Origin of the sequence: Caballeronia cordobensis (genome assembly GCF_001544575.2) — a bacterium.
Taxonomy (GTDB): Bacteria; Pseudomonadota; Gammaproteobacteria; order Burkholderiales; family Burkholderiaceae; genus Caballeronia; species Caballeronia cordobensis.
Map to the genome: position 1 here is coordinate 42,835 of NZ_FCNY02000016.1, position 21,231 is coordinate 64,065.

Below are 21,231 nucleotides of genomic sequence, written 5' to 3' on the forward strand. Positions count from 1 at the left end.
CTCGTTTCAGGTTCAATCGATGACAGGCGAGCGCGTCCGCATCGCCCCGGCCACCGTGCTCGGGGCGACGAACGCACAACGAAGGAAAGCAACTGGACCGGCGGTCTCTACAGACAGCAGTCGAGACTTACCTTGAAATACTCGTAACTCATTTCGATGCTGCGCTTCACGGCGTGCACTTCGTCCACGCCGGGCGCGTTGCCGAGCAGCGTCGCGACGATCTCGAGCGCTTCCCACGGATGCGCATCGTCGTAGTGCGCGTGCAGACTCAGCCAGCGCATGGCCTTGCGGCGCATCGTGGCGGGAAAGCTATTGGCGTACGTATCGCTGCTGCAGACATAGGTCGACCATTCGCCGGTCACGCCTTCGATCGCGAAGTTGGTTGCGGCGATGCTCGCGGCAAGCGGGTCGCCGCTGCTGCTCTTCCAGCACCAGTGCGAGAGCGCGTAAGCGAGCGACGGGCCGCTGCCTTTCATCAGGGCGCGTTTGTTCACGTCGTGCGCGGCCGCCCAGTCGACCCAGTAGTCAGCGTGGTTTTGCTCGACGCGGATATTGCGTGTCAAGTAGCGTCGAGCCAGATCCTCACCGCGCGAATGCCCGTAGCGCAGCTTCTGGAGATTCATCGCCATGTACTGCGGAAACTGCTCGACAACCGGCCAGCCGTTGACGAGAAATGCTTCGGCTTGTCGCGACGTCAGCTTGGCTTCACGCATCGCTTCAAAGATGGGATGGCCGATCACCGTCTGCTTGGTCTCGTTCGTTTCGCTCACTACGTCGCCCAACCAGGCTGGGTAGCTGGCGATGTCCTTCAGGTCGCCAACCCGCTGAAAAGTGGGATCCAAACCTCTCCTCCTACGTCATTTCTAGAAATTCAACGTTCTGTGCCCAAAGAGCCGGTCGGCCCACATGAAATCCCTGAACGAAATCCACGCCCATGGTGCTCAGCGCGCGCAGGATCGCTTCGTTCTCGACGTACTCCGCAATGGTCAGACGCCCCATCGAGTGGCCGATGTCGTTGATCGCTGCCACCATGTCCTTGCTAACGGCATCCTTGAGCATGTCCTTGATGAATCCGCCGTCGATCTTGATGTAATCGACCGGCAGATGCTTCAGGTAGCCAAACGAGGACATGCCTGCGCCGAAGTCGTCGAGCGAAAACTTGCAGCCGCGCTTCTTCAATTCGCGGATGAAACGCGCGGCGGCCGAGAGATTGGCAATCGCGGTGGTTTCGGTCACCTCGAAGCAGATGGACTCGGGAGCGATCGTGCTGAGGTCAAACTGTTCGGTCAGAAACTGCAGAAAGCGCTCGTCGCCGATCGAGGCTCCCGACAGATTGATCGCGTATTGAACGCGCTCGGGATTGCCCGTCCTCGCGAGCGTCGCGAACACCGCGCGCACCACCCAGCGGTCGATCGCGGACATCAGTCCGTAGCGCTCCGCGGCGGGCAGAAAGTAGTGGGGCGATACGACCTTGCCGCCTTCGCCGATCATGCGCAGCAGCACTTCCACGTGGCGTGGATGCTGTGGGGATTCGCCGGGGCCGTCCGCACGCTTGAGCGCGCTGATCTCCTGGGCGTAGAGGCAGAAGCGATTGTTCGCCAACGCGTCCTTGATGCGGCCGCACCATGACATGGCGCTCGCATGACGCGTGAGTTCCTTGTCGCCGCGCACGGCCAGATGCACACGGTCGCGCCCGCGTTCCTTGGCGAGATAGCAGGCGATATCGCCGAAGCGCATCGCCGTTTCCATGTCGAGCCCGCGCAGATCGACCAGACCGATGCTCACGCTCGTCGACAACGTGTGTGTTTCGCACGACCACTGGAACGCCGAGACTTCCTGCCGAAGGCGCTCGGCGATCTTCATCGCGGTTCGTTCGTCGCAATCGGACATGAGCGCGGCGAACTCGTCGCCGCCTAGGCGCGCGAGCGCATCCTCTTCTCGCAGACAATGCTTGAAGAGGCTCGCCACTTCGCGAAGCATCGTATCGCCCGCCGCGTGACCGTAGGTATCGTTGACCACCTTGAACTGGTCGAGGTCGAGGATCATGAGCATGCGGGGGCGCTGTGCGCTCTCGATGCCCGACATTGCATCGAGCGATGCGGACAGGCGTCGCTCGAACTCCGTGCGATTGAGCAAGCCCGTCAATCCATCGTGCGAGGCCTGCCACGAAAGATTCGAGACGTATTCGCGCTCACGGGTCATGTTCCGCAACAGGAGCACCGCGCCGGTGATCGTATCGGACGTGTCGTGCACGACGGACGTGATCGCTTGCACCACGGTCTCCGTGCCCTGCAGGTTGGTCAGCACGAGATCGGTGCTCGGGTCCCACGGCTCGACGCCGCGTAGCGCCTGTCCGATCGGATCGACGGGACGCCGGTCCCATTCGCGTGCGATGGAGACGATCGCGGTCAGCTTGTGCCTCACACAGCTCTCGGCTTCGCGACAGAAGAGGCGCTCCGCGGCGGGATTGATGAATTCGACGAGGCCCGTCGGCCCGACTGAAACGACGGCCTCGCCGATCGAGCCGAGCGTGGCCTTCGCGCGCGCTTCGCTGCGCCTCAACGCGTGCTCCGAGGCAAGCCGCGCGGTAATGAAGCGGCGGGCGTACCACACGGACAAGGAGACCAGGAGCGCCGCTACGACGACGTTGATGCCGAAGAGTAACAACGCTGTTTTGCGGAACGCGGAGCCCAGCACGTCGGCGAATGCGCGCGAGACGGGCGCGATCGCCGAATTGAGGTTCCAGATTTCGCCCGTCAGGCGCTCGACGTCGATCTGGCCGCGTGCGCCGGCGGACTTGGCGATGCGCAGCCTTTGAGCGGTTTCGACGAGCTGATCCACGAGCGCGTCGCCGCGTGTCCAGTACGTGACGGCGTGTTCGAAATAGCTGGCGCGCCGGAAGGTGCGGAAGACCCAGATGACCGAGCTGACATCGGCCGGATCGACGCCGCTTTCGAGAAGCGCCTGCCGGGCGATAGCGAGATCGGGATCCGGCCCCGAACCCTCCAGCGCGAGCCGGGCGCGCTTCAGATTGAGCGGATAGGCTATCGCGCTTTCATATTGGCGAAAGGCTGCTTCATCACCGGTCTGCGCATAGCGAATGAGATAAAAGACCGCGTCCTTCTGGCCTTTCGACCACGTGCTCTCACCACCGATATACGCGCGAACGGACGACATGATCGAGAGACTCGTCGCGACGAGCGCCAGCAGCGACGCAACGACGGCCAGAAACGGCCATGTGGTCTTGAATAACTGTCGGTTGGTCTTCGATGCCGCCGGCATAACGAGCCTTGTTATCGGTTTCTGCGCGCAGCGACAAGAAGAATTCCACGGCAAAGCGCCGTCGAAATATCTCGAACGATCGTGTTTTGCGTGGAAATCCTGTCGCTTCGATTTATAACGGCATGAGGCGTATGAACTTGAGGTTTCACTCGAAATCTCGCGCGTCGAATAGTACCTGCCGTAAGCGGAGTGAAATCGTTTGATATTAAGAAAGAGTGCGAACTGTTGTATTTATCGCGACGAGCCGAAACGTTCGCGGACGAATGTGTTTGAGACGCGGCTTATAGAGAACGATTGTGCGAATTTAATGTGGCGGAGTAATTCGTACACCGAATTATCGAATAATGGCGAGCTGACAAGCAGCGACCGTTCGTACTTTTCCAGCCGAGGGTTAACACCGGCAAGACGCTCGTTGACATCGAGAGTAAGCATCCACTACGCTTAATGTACAGTGGATACATTGAACATTGTAGCGATCCGCTGAGTGATGTGCCGAGATTGAAGCCTGAAGCAGACCACCGGAGGAAGCGATGGAAACACGCGCTCGCTGGACGCTCGTGAGCTTGCTGTTCGTTGGAGGCATGATCAGTTATCTGGATCGGGCGGCGCTTTCGATCACCGCGCCGCTGATCTCGAAAGAACTCAACCTCGACCCCGCGCAGCTCGGCATCGTGTTTTCGAGCTTCTTCGTGGGCTATGCGCTGTTCTGTTTCGTGGGGGGCTATTCGGCGGACCGCTGGGGGCCCAAGGTCGTGCTCAGCGTGTCGATGCTCGTCTGGTCGCTGTTTTGCGGGCTGACGGCGGCCACGGTCGGCATCGTCAGTCTGCTGCTCGTGCGCGTCATCTTCGGCATGGGCGAGGGGCCGTTCTGCGCAAACATCAACAAGCTCGTGTCGAACTGGTACCCGCGCGATCAGCAGGCGAGCGCGCTCGGCCTCGCCAACTCCGGGCAATCCATCGGCGCGGCGATCGCGGGGCCGGTCGTCGGCTTTCTCGCACTGGCGACGAGCTGGCGGGCCTCCTTCGTCATCATCGGCGCGGCGGGCGTGCTGTGGGTCGTTGCATGGCTCTGGCTCGCGAAGGAGAGGCCGTCCACGCCGATCGTCGAACCCGAGCAATCGCGCGTGCGCGATGCCGCGCTCTCCGACGAAAGCGCCGAGCCCGCGCCGCTCTCGACCTATCTGCTGCGGCCCGCCATTCTCGCCACCGCGTTCGCCTTCTTCGGCTATGCGTACATCCTCTACTTCTTCCTGTCGTGGTTCCCGTCTTATCTCACGATGGCGCATCATCTCAGCATCCAGAAGATGTCGATCGTCAGCGTGATTCCGTGGGCCGTGGGCGTCACGGGTCTGGTGGCGGGCGGCTATGCGTGCGACTGGCTCGTGCGCAAGACGGGCCGCGCGATCTTCTCGCGCAAGATCGTGCTCATCACGAGTCTTGGCGCGGGCGCGATATGCATCGGTGTGACGGGCACGGTCACCGAACTGACGAGCGCCGTCACGTTGATGGCCGTGGCCGTGTTCTTCATGTACGCGTCGTTCAACACCTACTTCGCGATCGTGCTCGACACGGTGGAGAAGCGCCGCGTGGGCGCGGTCGGCGGCTTCGTGCATTTCATCGCCAATCTCGCGGGCATCGTCGCGCCGGCGCTGACGGGCTTTCTCGTGCAATGGTCCGGCAACTTCAAGAGCGCGTTCGTGCTGACCGGCATCATCGCGGCGCTGGGGGCGCTCTTCGTCGCGGTGTTCGTGCGTGCGCCGAAAGCCGAACTGCAACTTCAACCCGAGCTGGCCTGATCGACATGCGTCATTACGCCACCATCGAGGAATTACGCATTGCCGCCCGACGACGCGTGCCGCGCATGTTCTACGAATACGCCGATGCGGGCTCATGGACCGAGTCCACCTATCGTGCCAACAGCGAAGACCTCGCCCGCCTGCAATTCCGTCAGCGCGTCGCGGTGGATTTCAGCCGGCGCACTCTCGCGACGACCATGCTCGGCGAGGCCGTCTCGATGCCGGTCGCGCTCGCGCCCACGGGCATCGCGGGCATGCAGCACGCCGACGGCGAGATGCTGGCGGCGCGTGCGGCCGAACGCTTCGGCGTGCCGTTCACGCTCTCGACCGTGAGCGTCTGCTCGATCGAAGACGTCGCCGCCTTCACGCACAAGCCGTTCTGGTTCCAGCTTTACATGATGAAGGACCGCGGCTTCATCGCCGATCTGATCGCGCGCGCAAAGCACGCGCAGTGCTCCGCGCTCGTGCTCACGCTCGATCTGCAGATTCAGGGACAACGTCACAAGGACAAGCGTAACGGCCTCTCCGCGCCGCCGAAGCTCACGCTGCGCAATCTCGCGCACTTGTCGCGCTATCCGCGCTGGTGCGCGGGCATGCTCGGCACGTCGCGACGCAGCTTCGGCAATATCGTCGGACATGCGCCGGGCGTGACCGGCATCGCGTCGATGGCGGACTGGGCCGCGAAGCAGTTCGACCCGACGCTCACGTGGAAGGACATCGACTGGGTGCGCGAGCGCTGGGGCGGCAAGCTGGTGCTGAAAGGCATCCTCGACGAGGAAGATGCGCGTATTGCCCGCGATGTCGGCGCCGATGCGGTGATCGTCTCGAATCACGGCGGCCGCCAGCTCGACGGCGCACCCTCCACCATTTCGATGATGCCGCACATCGCCGACGTGCTGGATGGCGAGATCGAGCTTCACATGGACGGCGGCATCCGCTCGGGACAGGACGTGCTGAAGGCGCTCGCGTGCGGCGCGCATGCGGTCTACATCGGACGCGCGTTTCTCTACGGTCTGGGCGCTCAAGGCGAGGCCGGCGTGACGCGCTGCCTCGAAATCATCCGCGACGAACTGGACATGACGATGGCGCTCGCGGGCGTGACGGACGTTTGCAACGTGGATGGCGCCGTGCTGCGCGCAGGCGGTTTTGTCCGGCCGCGCAAGCCATCGAACGAAGGTGCGGCGCCGGTTCGCATACAGGTCGCATAGCGGCCGCATACAGGGAGACTCGAATCATGTTGAAGTCGTTGACGCCCGATCAGCTCGAACATTTCAGGAAGTATGGCTATGTCGCGCCGGTTCGCGTCATGTCGGAGCGGGCCGCACTGGAATTGCGCACACGTCTCGAGGATTTCGAGCATTCGGACGCGCCGTTCAGGAAGAAAGCGTTGAACATGAAGAGCCACTTGCTGTTCTCGTGGCTGAACGATCTCGTGCGCAGCGACAAGGTGGTCGATGCCATCGAGGATCTGTACGGACCGGATCTGCTGGTCTGGGCGAGCAGCTTCTTCATCAAGAACGGCAACGATCCCGCGTATGTGTCGTGGCATCAGGACTCGACTTACTGGGGGCTCTCGAAGCCCGATGTGGTCACCGCGTGGGTCGCGCTGTCGGAGAGCAACCGGGCGAACGGCGCGATGCAGGTCGTCCCCGGCACGCATCTGCTCGATCAGATTCCGCATCGCGACACCTTCAATGAAAACAACCTGCTGACGCGCGGTCAGGAAGTGGCGGTGGACGTCGACGAATCGCAGGCCGTGTCGATCGAGCTCGAGCCGGGCGAGATGTCGCTGCATCACGTGCGGATCGTGCACGGCTCGCCGCCGAACGCGTCGCCGAACCGGCGCATCGGTTATGCGATCCGCTATATCCCCACCTACGTGCGTCAGCTCGAAGGCGATGACAGCGCCACGCTCGTGCGCGGCGTCGATACGTACAACACGTTCGAGCACGAGCCGCGTCCGACGCAGGATCTCGATCCCGCGTTCGTCGCCTTGCATCAGCAGATCGGCGAGCGCAATCTGAACATTCTCTACAAGGGCGCGGCGCAGAGCGCGGCAGGCCGGCGCTGAACCGGGCATGAATCAACTGACTTTCAATGCAGCCGTCATGGAGCGCACCGGCGAGCCGCTGCGCATCGCGCGCCTGTCGCTGCGCAATCTCGCCGACACCGACGTCGTCGTTCGCGTGAAGGCGGCGAGTCTCTGTCACACGGATCTCGAAGCCATGCGCGGCGACTTGCGCACGCCGCTGCCGTTCGTGCCGGGGCACGAGGCGGCCGGCATCGTCGAGTGGACGGGCGCCGCCGTGACGCGGGTCGCGCGGGGCGATCATGTGGTGATGTCGTGGAATCCGCATTGCGGCCGGTGCTTCTATTGCGAGCGGCAAGTGTCGATCCTGTGCCAGCCGTATCGCGATCGCATGGCGCAATCGTTCCATTTCGACGGTAACCCGCGCCTCTTTCTCGACGATGGCGCGCCGGTGCATCAGCTTGCCTATATGGGCAGCTTCGCGGAATTCTGCGTGGTGTCGCAGGCGTGCGCGGTGCCGGTGCCCGCGGCGATGCCGTTCGATCGCGCATGCCTGATCGGCTGCGGCGTGATGACCGGTTTCGGCGCGGCGACGAACGTCGCGAAGGTGGAGCGGGGCAGCACGGTCGCGGTCATCGGCTGCGGGGCGGTCGGCCTGTCCGCGATACAGGGCGCCCGGCACGCGGGCGCGTCGCGGATCGTCGCGATCGATCGCGCTCCGGAGCGGCTCGAGATGGCGCGTGCGGTGGGCGCGAGCCACACACTGCTTGCCGATGACGCGCTCGTCGCGGCGCTCGCCGATCTGACCGGCGGACGCGGCGCGGATTGCGTGATCGAATCCGCGGGCAACCGTCACGCGCTTAAGGCGAGCGTCGAGATCGCGCGGCCCGGCGGACAGGTGGTCTGGCTCGGCAAGCTGCCCGCCGACGATGAAGCCTCGTTTCGCTGGGGCGCGCTGATGGGCGAGAAGCGTATCGTGCGTTCGAGCTATGGCGGCGCGAATCCCGCACGGGATTTTCCGATGCTCGCCAATGCGTATCTCGACGGCACGCTGCGGCTCGACGAATACGTGACTTCGCGCATCGCGCTCGAAGACATCAATGAAGGCATGCAACGGCTGGCGGCCGGTGCCGAGGTCCGCGCAGTGATCGAGTTCTGACGATGAGCCATCCCGACATGCAACCCAGCTGGATCGATGCGCCGCATCGCTGTGCGTCCCTCGGGCGCTTCAGGCTGGAATCGGGCGAATATATCGACGATCTGCTGATGTCCCATGTCGTCCACGGCGATCTCGACGACCGGTCGCGCCCGATCGTGCTGGGCGTATGCGCGATCGGCAGCACGCATCATCGGCTCGACTTCCTGATCGGCGCGGGGCGCGCGTTCGATCCCGCACGCGTGACCGTGATCGTCGCCGATGCGCTCGGCAACGGGCTTTCGAGTTCGCCATCGAATTCGGCCACGCAGGGCGGGTCGAGCTTTCCGCGCTTCACGATACGCGACATGGTGAACAGCCAGAAGGCGCTGCTCGATCATCTGAACATCGATGCGCTGGATGCCGTCGCGGGTGCGTCGATGGGCGGCATGCAGGCGTTGCAATGGGGCGTGTCGTATCCGCGCTTCATGAAGAAGCTGGTCGCACTCGTGCCGATGGCGAAGACGACAGCCTGGTCGCAGGCGGTCAATCAGGCGGGGCGGCGCGCGCTCGAGACATCGGGCGACTGGCGCGCATGGCTCGCGATCATGCACGTCCTGGCGATGCGCACGCCGGAGCGTTTCGAGGAAGACGCGGCACGGGCGGGCGGCACCCATGCGTGGCTCGACAAGCGTGCCGCGTGGTTTCGCACTCAACGGCTCGATCCGCTCGACTGGATCTGGCAGTCGCATGCTTACGATGCCCACGATGTCGGCACGACGCCCGGCTTCGAAGGCGACACGGCGCGTGCGCTCGCAAGCATCGAGGCGCACACGCTGATTGGCGTGCCGGCGCTGGACCTCTACAATCCGGTGGAAGAGGGCGTGCGCGCGGCGCAGCAGATCGGCAACGCCACGCTGCTGCGCGTGCCTTCGACGAGCGGCCATATGATGGCCTCGGAGGCGGATGCCGCCTCTGCCGCGCAACTGAATGCGGAGATCGCTTCGTTCATGGGTTATTCGCGGGAATCAGCGTCATGAACCATCAGGTCGAGGCCATCGCACCGACGAATGCGCATTCCGCCGCCGAGGCGGGCGGTTCCATTCAGCATCGCACCTACCGGCTCTTGCGCGAGATGATCGAAGACGGGCGCATTGCGCCTGGCGAGCGGCTGCTCGAAGCGCAGGTGGCGAAATCGTTCTGTATCAGCCGCTCGCCGGCACGCATTGCGCTGGCGGCGCTGTGCGCGGACGGGATCATCGTCGAAAGCGAAGGGCGTGGCTATCTCGTGGCGGGCGCTGCATCCGGCGATCGCGCGGGCAAGCCGGCCGTGCTCGACAAGCTGGAAATCACGAGCGCGCCGCAATGGCAACGCATGTATGCGGAACTGGAACGCGAGTTATGCACGCGCGTGCTGTTCGGTTCGGTGCGCATCACGGAAGAAGCGCTCGCGCAGCATTTCGATGTGAGCCGCACCGTCGCGCGCGGCGTGATGGCGCGCATGCACAGCGTCGGGCAATTGTCGCAGGACCGCAACGGGCACTGGGTCGCGGAGCAGGTGACAAGGGAGCGCATCGGGCATCTGTTCGAGATACGCCGCCTGCTCGAACCGACCGCGCTGCTGCACGCGGCGCACCACGTGCCGCGTGAGTTTCTCGAAGCGGTACGCGCGCGCCTCGTCCGCTCGATGGAGGCGGGAAATCGCGGCGGGGCGGAGATGGATACCGCCGAGACCGATCTGCATATCGATCTCCTGTCGCACTGCCCGAACAAGGAGATCGTGCTCGCGCTCTCGCGCACGCAGGTGCTGTTCGTACCGACGCGCTATCTGCGCGACCCGTACCTCGAGATTCCGTATCAGCTCATCAGCGATGCGCTCACTGAGCATTTGCAGATCGTGGACGACATACTCGCGGGCGAACCCGAGCGCGCCGCGCAGGCCTTGCAGGACCACATCCGCGAAGCGGACACGCGCTGGATGCTGCGCTTCGAGACCATCCGGCGCATGAAGCAGCCGAACTTTCCTGCTTATCTGACGGCGCTGAACGCGGGTTGAACGCGACGCGAGATGCTAGTGTGCTTGGCAAGGGACTTGCTTCCCAGTTCGCCGCCTCCGTTCGCTCATGATCCTCTCATGCCGAGACCGTCGTTTTCCACTCAGTTGCTCACGCTCTGGATGCTCATCGCCGTGCTTTGCGGCCTGCTGAGTGTCGCGGTATGGCTCATGCTGTCGTCGGCGCTGAGCGAGCGCGTCGTTGCCGCCAGACAGCAGGCGGCAGCGGCCTGCACGGCGGTTGCCTCGCGCTATGACCTGTCGATGCAGCGCCCCGGCGAAACCAATGTCGACCTGATGCACGCGGTGCTCGACCTCGTACTGATCCAGACCGAAGGCATCGAAGGAGGCTTCTGGACCCGCGAGCCAGCGCCGAACGCGTCGAACGGCTTTATCGCGTATGCATTTCCTACCTATGGAGGCAGCGGGCTAAAGCGCGACATTCCCGAAGCCGAGACGCCGCTCATTCTGCGTGCGCTGAAAAGCGCATCGAGTGCCGGACAGTTGCAGACCGATATCGTGTCGAGCGGAACGGATGCCGTGCTCGCGGTGGCCTGTCCCGTGCCCCGTCGCGCGGACCTGCTCGCATGGACGCTCACGCGCGCGCGCCCGCCGCTCGGGCCTTACGGCGAGCGCGCCACGGCCATTCTCGCGAGCGTGCTCGCTTTCATCGTCGTTCTCGCGTTGTTTCTGGCGCTGACGCTGAAGCGCTGGAGACGGAACCTGACGCTGCTGGAACATGCGCTCGCACCCGACGGTGAATTCGAGCGAGGCAAGCGGCTCGAACGCATCGGCGAACGCGATCTGGACCAGATCGTCGATGCGCTCAATCGCTATGGCGAGCGGGCCGAGCGGCTCGAGCGCGATGCCGGCGCGCTCACCCGGCAACTCGCACAGGCCGAGCGGTTCAGCACGCTGGGAAAGATGGCGGCGCAAATCGCGCATGAGATTCGTAATCCGGCGGGCGCGATGCGTCTCAAGGCCGAAAATGCGCTGGCAGGCGACAGCGCGCGCCGCGAAGCTGCGTTGAGGACGATCATCGAGCAAGTGGGACGCATCGAATCGCAGGTGACGAGCCTGCTGGCACTGACGCAATCGGTGACGGTCGACGCACGCGAGGTCGATCTGCGCGCGTGGCTCGACGATATCGTTCATACGCATGAATCGCGCGCCGAAACCCGGCATGTCACGCTGAGCGTGGAGGTCGCGCAGCGCCCGACGCGGCCTGTTTTCGATCCCGCTCAGCTCGCGCGCGCGCTCGACAATCTGCTCGTGAACGCGCTCAGGCACACGCCGTCAGGCGCAAACGTGACGGTTCGCGCGTACGGCGCGGTCACGGAAGAAGGCGAACGGCTCAGGCTCGAAGTCATCGATAATGGTCCCGGCGTGAGCCCGGCCGAGCGCGAGCGGATTTTCGAGCCGTTCGTGACGGGCCGCCCGGACGGCTCCGGCCTCGGCCTCGCCGTCGTGCGTGAAGTCGCGTCGGCGCATGGCGGCCGCGCTTACCTTGCGGAAGATTCGAACGTGACGCGCTTTGTGATCGACTTGCCATGGCGACCATCCTGATCATCGACGACGACGACGCCTTTCGCGAAGGCCTCGCCGAAACCGTGCAAGACCTCGGGTACTCGCCGTCCGAAGCGCGCTCGGGCGAAGAAGCGTTCGAGCGGTTGCGCGGCCGTCCGGCGCCCGACTGTATCTTTCTCGACTTCCGTTTGCCCGGCGCGGATGGTCTCGCCGTGCTCGACACGCTGCGCAAGACGCCGGGGCTGCAGACCGTGCCCGTCGTGATGCTCACCGCGCACGCGACGAGCGACAACACCATCGGTGCGATGCGGCTCGGCGCCTTCGAGCACCTCACCAAGCCGGTTGGACGGGACGAGATCGCCGCGCTGCTCGAGCGCATTCTGTCGGCGCAGGTCGGCACGCCCGCCGCGCGCGTGTTCGCCGAGGAGGCCCGGTCCCATGAGCCGCAACTGCTCGGTGTGAGCGAAGCCATGCGGGAGGTGCAAAAGCGTATCGGCCGCGCGGCGGGCGCGAATTCGACGGTGCTCATCACGGGCGAAACGGGAACCGGCAAGGAAATCGCGGCGCGTGTGCTGCACCGTGCGTCGGCACGAGGAAGCGGCCCATTCATCGCGGTGAACTGCGCGGCCATCCCTGACGAACTGCTCGAAAGCGAGCTCTTCGGGCACGGCAAGGGCGCGTTCACCGGCGCGCAGGCCGAGCGGCGCGGGCGAGTGGAAGAGGCGCATGGCGGCACGCTCTTTCTCGATGAAGTCGGCGACATGCCGCTTCCCATGCAGGCCAAACTCCTGCGCGTGCTGCAGGAACGGCAGGTCACGCCCCTCGGGACGAACCGCATCGTGACAGTCGATGTGCGCGTGGTTGCCGCCACGCATCGCCATCTCGCTTCGATGGTCGAGGCCGGCACGTTCCGGCAGGACCTGCTGTTTCGTCTCAACGTGATTCCGTTGCATCTGCCGCCGCTGCGCGAGCGCGTGGCCGACATCCTGCCGCTCGCCGAGCACTTTCTTGCGGGCGCGCCGTCCGCATCGCCGGATATCGCGCGCAAACATCTTTCGGCCGATGCGCAGCGCCTGCTTGCCACCTTCGCGTGGCCGGGCAACGTTCGCGAGCTTGCCAATGCGATCGAACGGGCGAGCGCGCTTGCGCCCGGACAGGTGCTGACGCGCGAAGACTTCGCGTTTCTGACGGCGACGAAAGACAGCGCGGATGACGCAATTCCCCTGGCCCTGCTCGAACTTCCCCTCCCGCAGGCGGTGGCGCAACTGGAGCGGGCGCTGATCGTTCATGCGCTTTCGGCATCGGGCGGCAATCGCGCCGAGGCCGCGCGCCGGCTCGGCATCAGCCGGCAGTCGCTCTACACGCGCATGGCGGCGCTCAGCATGTCCGAGGCTTCCGCGTGAGCCTGAAACCGTCAAGGAACCGGACATGCGCCGTCCGATTGCTTGACACCTCGATGCGCCTTTCGCACGCGGCGCATTGATCCATCGGCGTTTCTCGAATGGCATAGCCCTTGCAGAACACTCCTCGTCACGCGAAAGGAGTGAATCATGCAATCGACTCGATACCCCGGCTTGCGAATCGCCGTGCTCACCGCCTTGCTCACGGCGGGCGCCGGCTGCGCGGCACAACCTCAACCTCAGGACGCTGCACCGCCGCCACCGCCGCCCGTTGCGCCAGAGCCTCCGCCGCCTCCGGTCGCCGGGCCGGGCCCGCTTGCCGACGCGGCTTCGATCGCGACGACGCAGGGCACCGTGGCGCGTTTCCTGACCAATCCCGATGGCGATGTCGATGGCTTCATGACCAGCGACGGCACCCTCGTGCGCTTTCCTCCGCATATGAGCACGCAACTGACTTCGGCCGTTCGCCCCGGCGACGTCGTGCAAGTGAGCGGCCGGCGCGAGGAAGGGGGCAGCTTCGCCGCTCAACGCATCATCGACACAACGAGTGGCCGGCAAGTGACCGACGAGCCACCGATGCGTGGCGCCGCGCCCTTGCCGCGCGCGGCGCGCGGAGAAGGTCTTTCGCGTCTGAGCGCGCAAGGGCGGGTGGCCCATGTCACAACCGCGCCTCGCGGCGAACCCGACGGCGTGATTCTCGCTGACGGCACGGTCATCAAACTCACGCCGCCCGTGGCGCAACAGTTCGCGGCGCTGGTACGCACGGGCGCGACGGTATCCGCGCAAGGCTATGGCACGCGCAATCAATATGGCACCGCGTTTCAGGCCACCGCATTCGGCTCGCCGGGCAACCTGACGCCGCTCTACGACCGCAACGCGCTCATGCCCTGAATCAACACCTTCAACTCACAATCATTAAGGATAACGAACATGCATTGGATCGACCCCACAAGTCTTCCGGAGACGCGCGGCAAAGTCACGCGTTTCCTGTTGAATTCGCACGGTGAACTCGACGGTCTCGTCATCGGCTCGCGTCAGGTTCACTTTCCTCCGCATCTGTCGAAGAAACTTGCGCGGCATGTCGCCCTCGGCGATGTCGTTCGCGTGCGCGGCGTCAAGCCTCGCACTGCGGACATGATCGCCGCTGTCTCCCTGACGACCCCGGGCGGCGTGCTGATTCTCGACGAAGGTCCGCATCCCAACGGCGAAAAGCATCACAAGCCGCACGTCGAACGCAAGGCGATGGAAGCGTGCGGCGAAGTGGTGCTTTCGCTCTTCGGTCCGAAAGGTGAATTGCGCGGGGCGCTGCTCGACGATGGCACGTCGTTGCGCATGCCGCCTCACGCTGCTGCGGAGCTGGCCGCTTATCTGACTCCGGGGGCGCACGTTCATGCCTGGGGAGAGGGCGTGAAGAACAGGCACGGACGCACGATCGAGGTCGCTGAAATAGCGGAATCCGTCGATGCGCCGCAGGCGGCCTGACGCGATTGCATCCCAGGAACGGACGCCATGGGTGAGCCATGAATCCTCGATACGCGCTCGAAGGACTGAATTTCTTCATGGCCGATGTGCAGGCGGGCATCGGGCCGTTCCTTGGCGTCTTTCTTCAGGCGCATGGCTGGCTTCCCGAGGCGATCGGCACCGTCATGACGCTGGGCGGCATCGCGGGCATGCTCGCGACCTCTCCGGCGGGCGCGCTGGTCGATGCCACGCATCACAAGCGCGGCGTCATCGTCATCGCGGGGGTGATGACGACACTCGCGTCGCTCGCGCTCTGGGTGTCGCACAGTTTCCCGATGGTGGCCGCGTCGCAGATCTTCACTGCCGTGACCGGGGCCGCGCTGGGTCCGGCCGTGGCCGGTGTGACGCTCGGTATCGTGCGCGAAAAGGGCTTCGACCGGCAGTTCGGCCGTAATCAGGTCGCCAATCACGCGGGCAACGTGGTCGGTGCCGCGCTTTCGGGCTGGCTCGGATGGCGCTACGGATTCGGCGCGGTGTTCGTGCTCGCCGGCGTGTTCGGCCTCTTGACGGTCATCTCGACGCTCTTGATCCGGCGCGACGCGATCGATCACGACAGCGCGCGCGGTCTCGGAGCATCGAAGTCGAGCGAGCATGAGCATGCGAGCGGGTTTCGCGTCTTGCTGACCTGCCGGCCCTTGCTGCTTCTCGCCGCATCGCTCGCGATGTTTCACCTGGGCAATGCGGCGATGCTGCCGCTGTATGGCCTCGCGGTCGTCGCGGCGCGTCAGGGCGATCCGAGCGCCTTTACCGCTCAGACCATCGTGGTCGCGCAACTCGTGATGGTCGTCGCGGCATGTTTTGCAAACCGCCTGATTCAGCGCATCGGCTACTGGGGCGTGATCCTGATCACGTTCCTCGCACTGCCGCTGCGCGGCATGGTCGCCGCCATGTTCATCAGCGCGTGGGGCGTATGGCCGGTTCAGGCGCTCGACGGCATCGGCGCGGGGTTGCAGAGCGTCGCGGTGCCCGCGCTGGTGGTAAGGCTGCTGCAGGGCACGGGACGGGTGAATGTCGGGCAGGGCGTCGTCATGACGGTGCAAGGCATCGGGGCTGCGTTGAGTCCTGCGCTGGGCGGTGTGCTCGCTCAACGTTTCGGATACGCGAGCGCCTTTCTCGTGCTGGGCGCGGTGTCGACGGGTTCGCTTGCGCTCTGGCTGTTTTTCGGCACTGCGCTAAAAAAAGCGTGCAGACTTCACCGTGATCCAACCACTTGCTAGATCGATCTACTTGGCTTAAAGTTTCGTCACCGGATCGGCGATCCATCGAGACTGATGCGCCGGCGCCGCCATTCAACGTGTTGCGGCCCGAAACGCCGCGCAATGGAGGAGACGAGGTGATTCTGTCCACCGAGCACCAGCAAGTGGCCGATATGGCTCGCCGTTTTTCCAACGAGGTCATCCGGCCTCAGGCCGAAGCGCTCGACCGCGACGAGCGCTTTCCGGCCGACATCTACCGGCAGATGGGCGAGACCGGACTATTCGGCATCACGGTGCCGGAATCCATGGGCGGCGCGGGGCTGGACTGCCTCGCTTATTCGATCGTGATGGAAGAGATCAGCCGCGGCTATGCCTCCGTCGCGGATCAGTGCGGTCTGGTCGAGCTGCTCGGCACCTTGCTGAGCCGGCACGGCACGCCGGCGCAGATCGACCGCTGGATCGGCCCGCTCGTGCGCGCCGAACTGAAGGGCGCGTATTGCATCACCGAGGCGGGCGCGGGAAGCGACGTCTCCGGCGTGAAAACCACCGCCGTGCGCGAGGGCGACGGCTGGTCGCTCAACGGCTCGAAGCTGTGGATACACAACGCGCCGGTCGCCGACGTCGCGCTCGTGCTGGCGCGCACCGATGCGGCGGCGGGCAAGCGCGGCATGAGCATTTTCATCGTCGATTGCGCGTCGCGGGGCGTGTCGCGCGGGCCCAAGGAACACAAGCTGGGCCAGCGCGCATCGCAGGTCGGCGAACTGCATTTCGACGACGTGAAGCTGCCGGCGGACGCGCTGCTCGGCACAGAAGGCCGCGGCTTTCACATGATGATGAGCGTGCTGGAGAAGGGGCGCGTCGGTATCGGCGCGCTCGCCGTGGGCATCGTGCAGGCCGCGCTGGAAGCGAGCATCGAACAGGCGCGGATGCGCAAGCAGTTCGGTCAGGCCATCGCCGAGTTTCAGGCGATCCAGTTCATGCTCGCCGACATGGCCAAGGATGCGGAGGCGGCCCGCCTGCTCGTGCGCTCCGCCGCGGCGAAGATCGATGCGGGCGTCGAGGCGACCGCCGTGGCGTCGATGGCCAAGTGTTTCGCCGGCGATGCGGCCGTCCAGCACACGAGCAACGCGATCCAGATCTTCGGCGGCAGCGGCTATATCCGCGGCTATGAAGTCGAACGCCTGTACCGCGACGCGAAAATCACGCAGATCTACGAAGGCACGAACCAGATCCAGCGGGTCATCATCGCGCGTCAACTGCTGAAGGCATGAACATGACAAGGACTGCTGTCGTAACCGGCGCTTCGCGCGGAATCGGGCGAGCCGCTGCGTTCGCGCTCGCCGCCGAGGGCTTCGATATCGCCGCCATCGCCCTCGACGATCAGGCGCGGCTTCATACGCTCGTCGCCGAGGTCGAGGCGCTCGGCCGCGTGTGCGTGCCTTTCGATCTCGACATCGGCGATATCGATAAACACGCGAACGTGCTCGACGCGATCATCGAGCGTTTCGGCGCCATCGACTGTCTGGTCAACAACGCCGGCGTCTCGGTGCTCAGTCGCGGCGACCTGCTCGACGTGAGCGCGCAAAGCTACGACCGCTGCCTCGACATCAACACGCGCGGCACCTTCTTTCTGACGCAGGCCGTGGCCCGGCACATGACGGCGCAGGCGCCGGCGGGCGAGGGCGCGCGCAGCATCGTGTTCGTGACGTCGTCGAACGCGGTGGTCGCGACGATCGAGCGCGGCGAATACTGCATGTCGAAAAGCGCGCTGTCGATGGCGGCGCGCCTCTTCGCGCTGCGCCTCGCGCCTCACGGCATCGGCGTGTTCGAGGTACAGCCGGGCCTCATCCTGACCGAGATGACGGCGCCCTCCAAGGCCAGGTACGACACGCTGATCGCCGAGGGCATGACCGCGACGCCGCGCTGGGGGCAGCCGGAAGACGTGGCGCGCGTGATCCGCACGATGGCGGCCGGCCTTTTGCCCTATACCGTCGCGCAGGAAGTGCGCGTCGACGGCGGCCTGATGATTCAACGTTTCTGAGGCATGGACATGCGTGAGCTGAACGGACGCGGCGATCTCTGCTGCATCAACACGGGCACGCTCGGCTATCGCGAGCCGATCGAGGTGACGGCCGCGCGCATCGCCGAGCAGGGTTTCGGCTGGATCTCGCCGTGGCGGCAGGAGATCGACGAGAACCGGCCGCAGGCCGCCGCCCATGCGATCCGCGCGGCCGGACTGAAGGTCAATGCGTATTGCCGCACGGCGTATTTCGCGGCCAGCGACGCCGCCGGCCGCCGCGCCGCGATCGATTCCAACCGCCGCGCGCTGGAGACCGCGGCCGTGCTGGGTGCGCCGGTGCTGGTCGCGGTCGTCGGCGGATTGCCGCCCGGTTCGCGCGATATCGACGACGCGCGCGCGCAGATTCTCGATGGCCTCGCCGCCTTGCAGCCGACGATGAAAGAGACCGGCGTGCGTATCGCGCTCGAACCCTTGCATCCGTTGTATGCGGCCGATCGCAGCCTGCTCAACACGCTCGATCAGGCGCTGGACTGGTGCGACCGGCTCGATCCGTCGCGCGAGGGCGGCTTCGGCGTGGCCATTGATGCTTACCACGTCTGGTGGGACCCGGCGCTGATGCCTGCCATTGCGCGCGCGGCCGGACGCATCCTCGGTCTGCACGTGTGCGACTGGCTCGTCGAGACCCGCGATCCGTTGCAGGATCGCGGCATGATGGGCGATGGCGTCATCGATCTCAAGCGGCTGCGCGCGGCGGTGGAAGCCGCCGGTTACGACGGCCCCGTCGAAGTGGAGATTTTCTCGAAGCTCGACTGGTGGGCGCGCCCTGCCGACGAGACGCTGCGGATTTGCCGCGAGCGTCTGTTCGAGTGCTGCTGAGGTTCGGTTGAGTTTAGGCTGAGTCTCAGCGTCCGGCATACACCGGCGGGCGCTTCTCCTGAAAGCTGCGAATGCCTTCCGCCGCGTCTTCGGTGCTGGCGGCGAGCGCGCCCGCCATCGCTTCCAGTGTGGAGCCGGTTTCCTCGCCGCTGGCCGCATTGATCAACTGCTTGGTCAGTTGCAGCGATACCGGCGCGCGCGACGCCATCTCCAGCGCCAGCCGATGCGCGCGTTCCAGCACGCGCGCGTGCGGCACGACTTCATGCACGAGGCCGCATGCCTGTGCCTCGGCGGCTGTCACGCGTGCGCCGCTCAGGGCGAGATACTTGGCGTGGCTCGCGCCGATCAGCCGCACCAGCCGTTGCGTGCCCGACCAGCCGGGGCAAGTCGCGATCGAAGCCTCCGGCAGCGCGAAACCGGCCGCCTCCGACGCGATGCGCACGTCGGCGGTGATCGCCAGTTCCAGCCCGCCGCCGAAGGCATGACCGTTGATCGCCGCGATCACGGGCTGGCGCAGCCGCGCCCACTGGTCGAAGACCCGATGGCCGCGACGCACCCAGTGTCGCCACATGTCCAGCGGCGCGAGCGCGGCCCATTCGTTGATGTCCGCGCCGACGCAGAATGCCTTCGCGCCGCCGCCCGTCAGGATGACCACGCGGGTCTGAAGGTCGGCCTCCAGTTCGCGGGCCGCGTCTTCCAGCGCGTCCAGCATGGCAGGCGTGAGCGCGTTGAGTTTGGCCGGCCGGTCCACCGTGACGGTGGCGATGGCCGCATCGCGGACGATGGAAACGAAGCGATCAGTCATGGCGATTTTCGCGGGGTTCGAGGAGGCGGAGTCCGAAGGGCGCGTCGGTGAAAAGCGCGGCATCCATTTCGCGCAGGTCCGGGGCGACTTTCAACTCGATATCGGCCTGATCCAGTATGTCGCGCTGCAGATCGACGCCGGGCGCGATCTCGCGGACCGTCAGCCCGTCGTCGAGCAGATCGATGACGCAGCGCTCGGTGACATACGTCACGCGCTGGCCCCGCTCGCGCCCGACGCGTCCGCTGAACGTGATCTGCTCGGCCGTCCGGACGAACTTGCGCGTGCGGCCTTCTTTCAGGATAACGAGCCTGCCGCCGCCGACTTCGAGTTGCGCGCCGGCCGTGAAGAAGCCCGAAAACACGATGCGCTGCGCATGCGCGGTGATATCGACGAAGCCGCCGCAGCCCGCCGTCAGATACGGTTTCGATGCAAGCCGCGAGACATTCACGCTGCCGTCGGTATCGACTTGCAGGAAGGAAAGCAGCGCGACATCGAAGCCGCCGCCCTGAAAATAGGTGAACTGATTCGGCGACGCGACGATCGCGTCGGCATTCGAGGCGCAGCCGAAGGCGAACCCGAGCAGCGGCATGCCGCCGACCGCGCCCTGTTCGATAGCCCAGGTCACTTCGCCGTGCAGGCCTTCTTCCAGCAGGATGCGCGGCACGTTGGCGGAAATGCCGAAGCCGAGATTGGCCGCGTCGCCACGCGCGAGCTCCATCGACGCGCGCCGGGCGATGACCTTCTCCGGTCCCCACGGCGCGGGCGCGAACGCTTCCATCGGCAGCGTGATTTCGCCGCTGATGGCCGGATCGTAAGGCGTCTGCGTGGTCTGCCACTGGTCCGGATCGACGACGACGTAATCGACCAGATTGCACGGCACGCGCACATCGTGCGGCCGCAGCGTGCCGGATTTCACCACGCGCTTGACCTGCGCGATCACGATGCCGCCGTTGTTGCGCGCGGCCAGCGCCTGATCGATGCCGCCCAGGAGCGCGCCTTCGTGTTCGTAGGCGAGGTTGCCCGCTTCGTCGGCGGTGGTCGCGCGGATGATCGCCACGCGCGGCGCGATCGCGGGGAAGTAGAGCCAGTCGTCGCCGTCGAAGGACACCTTGCGCACGACCGGCCGCGCGGCGGCGGCGGCGTTCATCGCGCAACCCTGGAAGTCGGGATCGACGAACGTGCCCATGCCGATCTTGGTCAGCACGCCGGGGCGTTTTGCGGCGGCATCGCGGTGCATGTCGAACAGGATGCCGCTCGGAATGTTGTAGGCCTCGATTTCGTTGTCGACGATCATGCGCCACACGTCCGGCATCGGCAGCGACGACGGGCCGCTCGGATACGAGCCCGCCAGCGTGCGCGCGAGCAGGCCGGGCCGGGCGAGATGGTCGATGCCCTTGACGCCGTACATGTCGCCCGCGGCGATCGGGTTCAGCGTGGTGAGATCGCGCGGCTGTCCCTCGCGCTCGAAGCGCTCGCCGATGGCCGCGAGAATCTTGTCGGGACAACCGAGCGCACTGGAGGAACTGATGCTGACGACATCGCCGGACCGCACGAGTCGCGCCGCCGCATCCGCTGTGATGACTTTGCTCAT

The 21,231-nt window shown here is 65.3% G+C and carries 18 protein-coding genes; 14 read left to right on the forward strand and 4 right to left on the reverse strand.

From position 1 onward, the window contains the following. Positions 1-107 precede the first annotated feature (107 nt). A complete protein-coding gene (locus AWB70_RS26885) occupies positions 108-842 on the reverse strand; it encodes an iron-containing redox enzyme family protein (RefSeq protein ID WP_041732440.1) in 735 nt (244 codons plus the stop codon). A 10-nt stretch (positions 843-852) separates the two neighbouring features. Further along, entirely contained in the window at positions 853-3,282 is a 2,430-nt protein-coding gene (locus tag AWB70_RS26890) for an EAL domain-containing protein (RefSeq protein ID WP_053569920.1), read from the reverse strand. 530 nt (positions 3,283-3,812) lie between these two features. Here AWB70_RS26890 and AWB70_RS26895 point away from each other — a divergent pair. The 14 genes from AWB70_RS26895 to AWB70_RS26960 all read left to right on the forward strand — a co-directional run bounded on the left by AWB70_RS26895 (position 3,813) and on the right by AWB70_RS26960 (position 18,835). Further along, positions 3,813-5,078 (forward strand): MFS transporter, encoded by a 1,266-nt coding sequence (locus AWB70_RS26895; protein WP_053569921.1) that lies wholly within the window; start codon positions 3,813-3,815, stop codon positions 5,076-5,078. A 5-nt stretch (positions 5,079-5,083) separates the two neighbouring features. Continuing rightward, a complete protein-coding gene (locus AWB70_RS26900; RefSeq protein ID WP_053569922.1) occupies positions 5,084-6,286 on the forward strand; it encodes an alpha-hydroxy acid oxidase in 1,203 nt (400 codons plus the stop codon). Between the two features lie 26 nt (positions 6,287-6,312). Next, positions 6,313-7,149 (forward strand): phytanoyl-CoA dioxygenase family protein, encoded by an 837-nt coding sequence (locus AWB70_RS26905; protein ID WP_053569923.1) that lies wholly within the window; start codon positions 6,313-6,315, stop codon positions 7,147-7,149. A gap of 7 nt (positions 7,150-7,156) precedes the next feature. After that, positions 7,157-8,266: a zinc-binding dehydrogenase gene (locus tag AWB70_RS26910; RefSeq protein WP_053569924.1), complete on the forward strand. Its 1,110-nt coding sequence runs from the start codon at positions 7,157-7,159 to the stop codon at positions 8,264-8,266. Positions 8,267-8,268: 2 nt separating this feature from the next. After that, a complete protein-coding gene (locus AWB70_RS26915) occupies positions 8,269-9,282 on the forward strand; it encodes an alpha/beta fold hydrolase (protein WP_053569925.1) in 1,014 nt (337 codons plus the stop codon). Then, a complete protein-coding gene (locus tag AWB70_RS26920) occupies positions 9,279-10,298 on the forward strand; it encodes a GntR family transcriptional regulator (RefSeq protein WP_053569926.1) in 1,020 nt (339 codons plus the stop codon). The genes AWB70_RS26915 and AWB70_RS26920 overlap by 4 nt, the downstream gene beginning before the upstream one ends. Positions 10,299-10,376: 78 nt before the next feature. Next, on the forward strand, positions 10,377-11,861 hold the full coding sequence (locus tag AWB70_RS26925) for a sensor histidine kinase (RefSeq protein ID WP_053569927.1): 1,485 nt from the start codon (positions 10,377-10,379) through the stop codon (positions 11,859-11,861). Then, positions 11,846-13,225 carry a sigma-54-dependent transcriptional regulator gene (locus AWB70_RS26930; protein ID WP_053569928.1) on the forward strand — a complete coding sequence of 460 codons (1,380 nt, stop codon included), beginning with the start codon at positions 11,846-11,848 and terminating at the stop codon, positions 13,223-13,225. The genes AWB70_RS26925 and AWB70_RS26930 overlap by 16 nt, the downstream gene beginning before the upstream one ends. Positions 13,226-13,372: 147 nt before the next feature. Next, on the forward strand, positions 13,373-14,113 hold the full coding sequence (locus AWB70_RS26935; RefSeq protein ID WP_053569929.1) for a hypothetical protein: 741 nt from the start codon (positions 13,373-13,375) through the stop codon (positions 14,111-14,113). Between the two features lie 39 nt (positions 14,114-14,152). Beyond that, on the forward strand, positions 14,153-14,704 hold the full coding sequence (locus AWB70_RS26940; protein WP_045458247.1) for a hypothetical protein: 552 nt from the start codon (positions 14,153-14,155) through the stop codon (positions 14,702-14,704). Between the two features lie 38 nt (positions 14,705-14,742). Then, the gene (locus AWB70_RS26945) at positions 14,743-15,960 is read left to right on the forward strand and encodes an MFS transporter (protein ID WP_053569930.1); all 1,218 of its coding nucleotides are present in this window, start codon (positions 14,743-14,745) and stop codon (positions 15,958-15,960) included. 116 nt (positions 15,961-16,076) lie between these two features. Next, positions 16,077-17,210 carry an acyl-CoA dehydrogenase family protein gene (locus AWB70_RS26950; RefSeq protein WP_200826441.1) on the forward strand — a complete coding sequence of 378 codons (1,134 nt, stop codon included), beginning with the start codon at positions 16,077-16,079 and terminating at the stop codon, positions 17,208-17,210. A 2-nt stretch (positions 17,211-17,212) separates the two neighbouring features. Next, a complete protein-coding gene (locus AWB70_RS26955; protein WP_082378121.1) occupies positions 17,213-17,980 on the forward strand; it encodes a 3-ketoacyl-ACP reductase in 768 nt (255 codons plus the stop codon). A gap of 9 nt (positions 17,981-17,989) precedes the next feature. Beyond that, positions 17,990-18,835: a sugar phosphate isomerase/epimerase family protein gene (locus tag AWB70_RS26960; RefSeq protein WP_053570299.1), complete on the forward strand. Its 846-nt coding sequence runs from the start codon at positions 17,990-17,992 to the stop codon at positions 18,833-18,835. Positions 18,836-18,860: 25 nt separating this feature from the next. Here AWB70_RS26960 and AWB70_RS26965 read toward each other — a convergent pair whose 3' ends face one another. Together AWB70_RS26965 and AWB70_RS26970 are read right to left on the reverse strand one after the other, a co-directional pair. Further along, positions 18,861-19,640: an enoyl-CoA hydratase/isomerase family protein gene (locus AWB70_RS26965; RefSeq protein ID WP_053569932.1), complete on the reverse strand. Its 780-nt coding sequence runs from the start codon at positions 19,638-19,640 to the stop codon at positions 18,861-18,863. Continuing rightward, positions 19,633-21,231 carry an acyl CoA:acetate/3-ketoacid CoA transferase gene (locus AWB70_RS26970; protein ID WP_053569933.1) on the reverse strand — a complete coding sequence of 533 codons (1,599 nt, stop codon included), beginning with the start codon at positions 21,229-21,231 and terminating at the stop codon, positions 19,633-19,635. The genes AWB70_RS26965 and AWB70_RS26970 overlap by 8 nt, the downstream gene beginning before the upstream one ends.

What these genes read in the sequence shown, in the direction of transcription:
- AWB70_RS26890 (WP_053569920.1), bottom strand. Translation starts at nt 3,282, where the DNA reads ATGCCGGCGGCATCGAAGACCAACCGACAGTTATTCAAGACCACATGG.
- AWB70_RS26895 (WP_053569921.1), top strand. Translation starts at nt 3,813, where the DNA reads ATGGAAACACGCGCTCGCTGGACGCTCGTGAGCTTGCTGTTCGTTGGA.
- AWB70_RS26900 (WP_053569922.1), top strand. Translation starts at nt 5,084, where the DNA reads ATGCGTCATTACGCCACCATCGAGGAATTACGCATTGCCGCCCGACGA.
- AWB70_RS26905 (WP_053569923.1), top strand. Translation starts at nt 6,313, where the DNA reads ATGTTGAAGTCGTTGACGCCCGATCAGCTCGAACATTTCAGGAAGTAT.
- AWB70_RS26910 (WP_053569924.1), top strand. Translation starts at nt 7,157, where the DNA reads ATGAATCAACTGACTTTCAATGCAGCCGTCATGGAGCGCACCGGCGAG.
- AWB70_RS26915 (WP_053569925.1), top strand. Translation starts at nt 8,269, where the DNA reads ATGAGCCATCCCGACATGCAACCCAGCTGGATCGATGCGCCGCATCGC.
- AWB70_RS26920 (WP_053569926.1), top strand. Translation starts at nt 9,279, where the DNA reads ATGAACCATCAGGTCGAGGCCATCGCACCGACGAATGCGCATTCCGCC.
- AWB70_RS26925 (WP_053569927.1), top strand. Translation starts at nt 10,377, where the DNA reads ATGCCGAGACCGTCGTTTTCCACTCAGTTGCTCACGCTCTGGATGCTC.
- AWB70_RS26930 (WP_053569928.1), top strand. Translation starts at nt 11,846, where the DNA reads ATGGCGACCATCCTGATCATCGACGACGACGACGCCTTTCGCGAAGGC.
- AWB70_RS26935 (WP_053569929.1), top strand. Translation starts at nt 13,373, where the DNA reads ATGCAATCGACTCGATACCCCGGCTTGCGAATCGCCGTGCTCACCGCC.
- AWB70_RS26940 (WP_045458247.1), top strand. Translation starts at nt 14,153, where the DNA reads ATGCATTGGATCGACCCCACAAGTCTTCCGGAGACGCGCGGCAAAGTC.
- AWB70_RS26945 (WP_053569930.1), top strand. Translation starts at nt 14,743, where the DNA reads ATGAATCCTCGATACGCGCTCGAAGGACTGAATTTCTTCATGGCCGAT.
- AWB70_RS26955 (WP_082378121.1), top strand. Translation starts at nt 17,213, where the DNA reads ATGACAAGGACTGCTGTCGTAACCGGCGCTTCGCGCGGAATCGGGCGA.
- AWB70_RS26960 (WP_053570299.1), top strand. Translation starts at nt 17,990, where the DNA reads ATGCGTGAGCTGAACGGACGCGGCGATCTCTGCTGCATCAACACGGGC.
- AWB70_RS26965 (WP_053569932.1), bottom strand. Translation starts at nt 19,640, where the DNA reads ATGACTGATCGCTTCGTTTCCATCGTCCGCGATGCGGCCATCGCCACC.
- AWB70_RS26970 (WP_053569933.1), bottom strand. Translation starts at nt 21,231, where the DNA reads ATGAGCAAAGTCATCACAGCGGATGCGGCGGCGCGACTCGTGCGGTCC.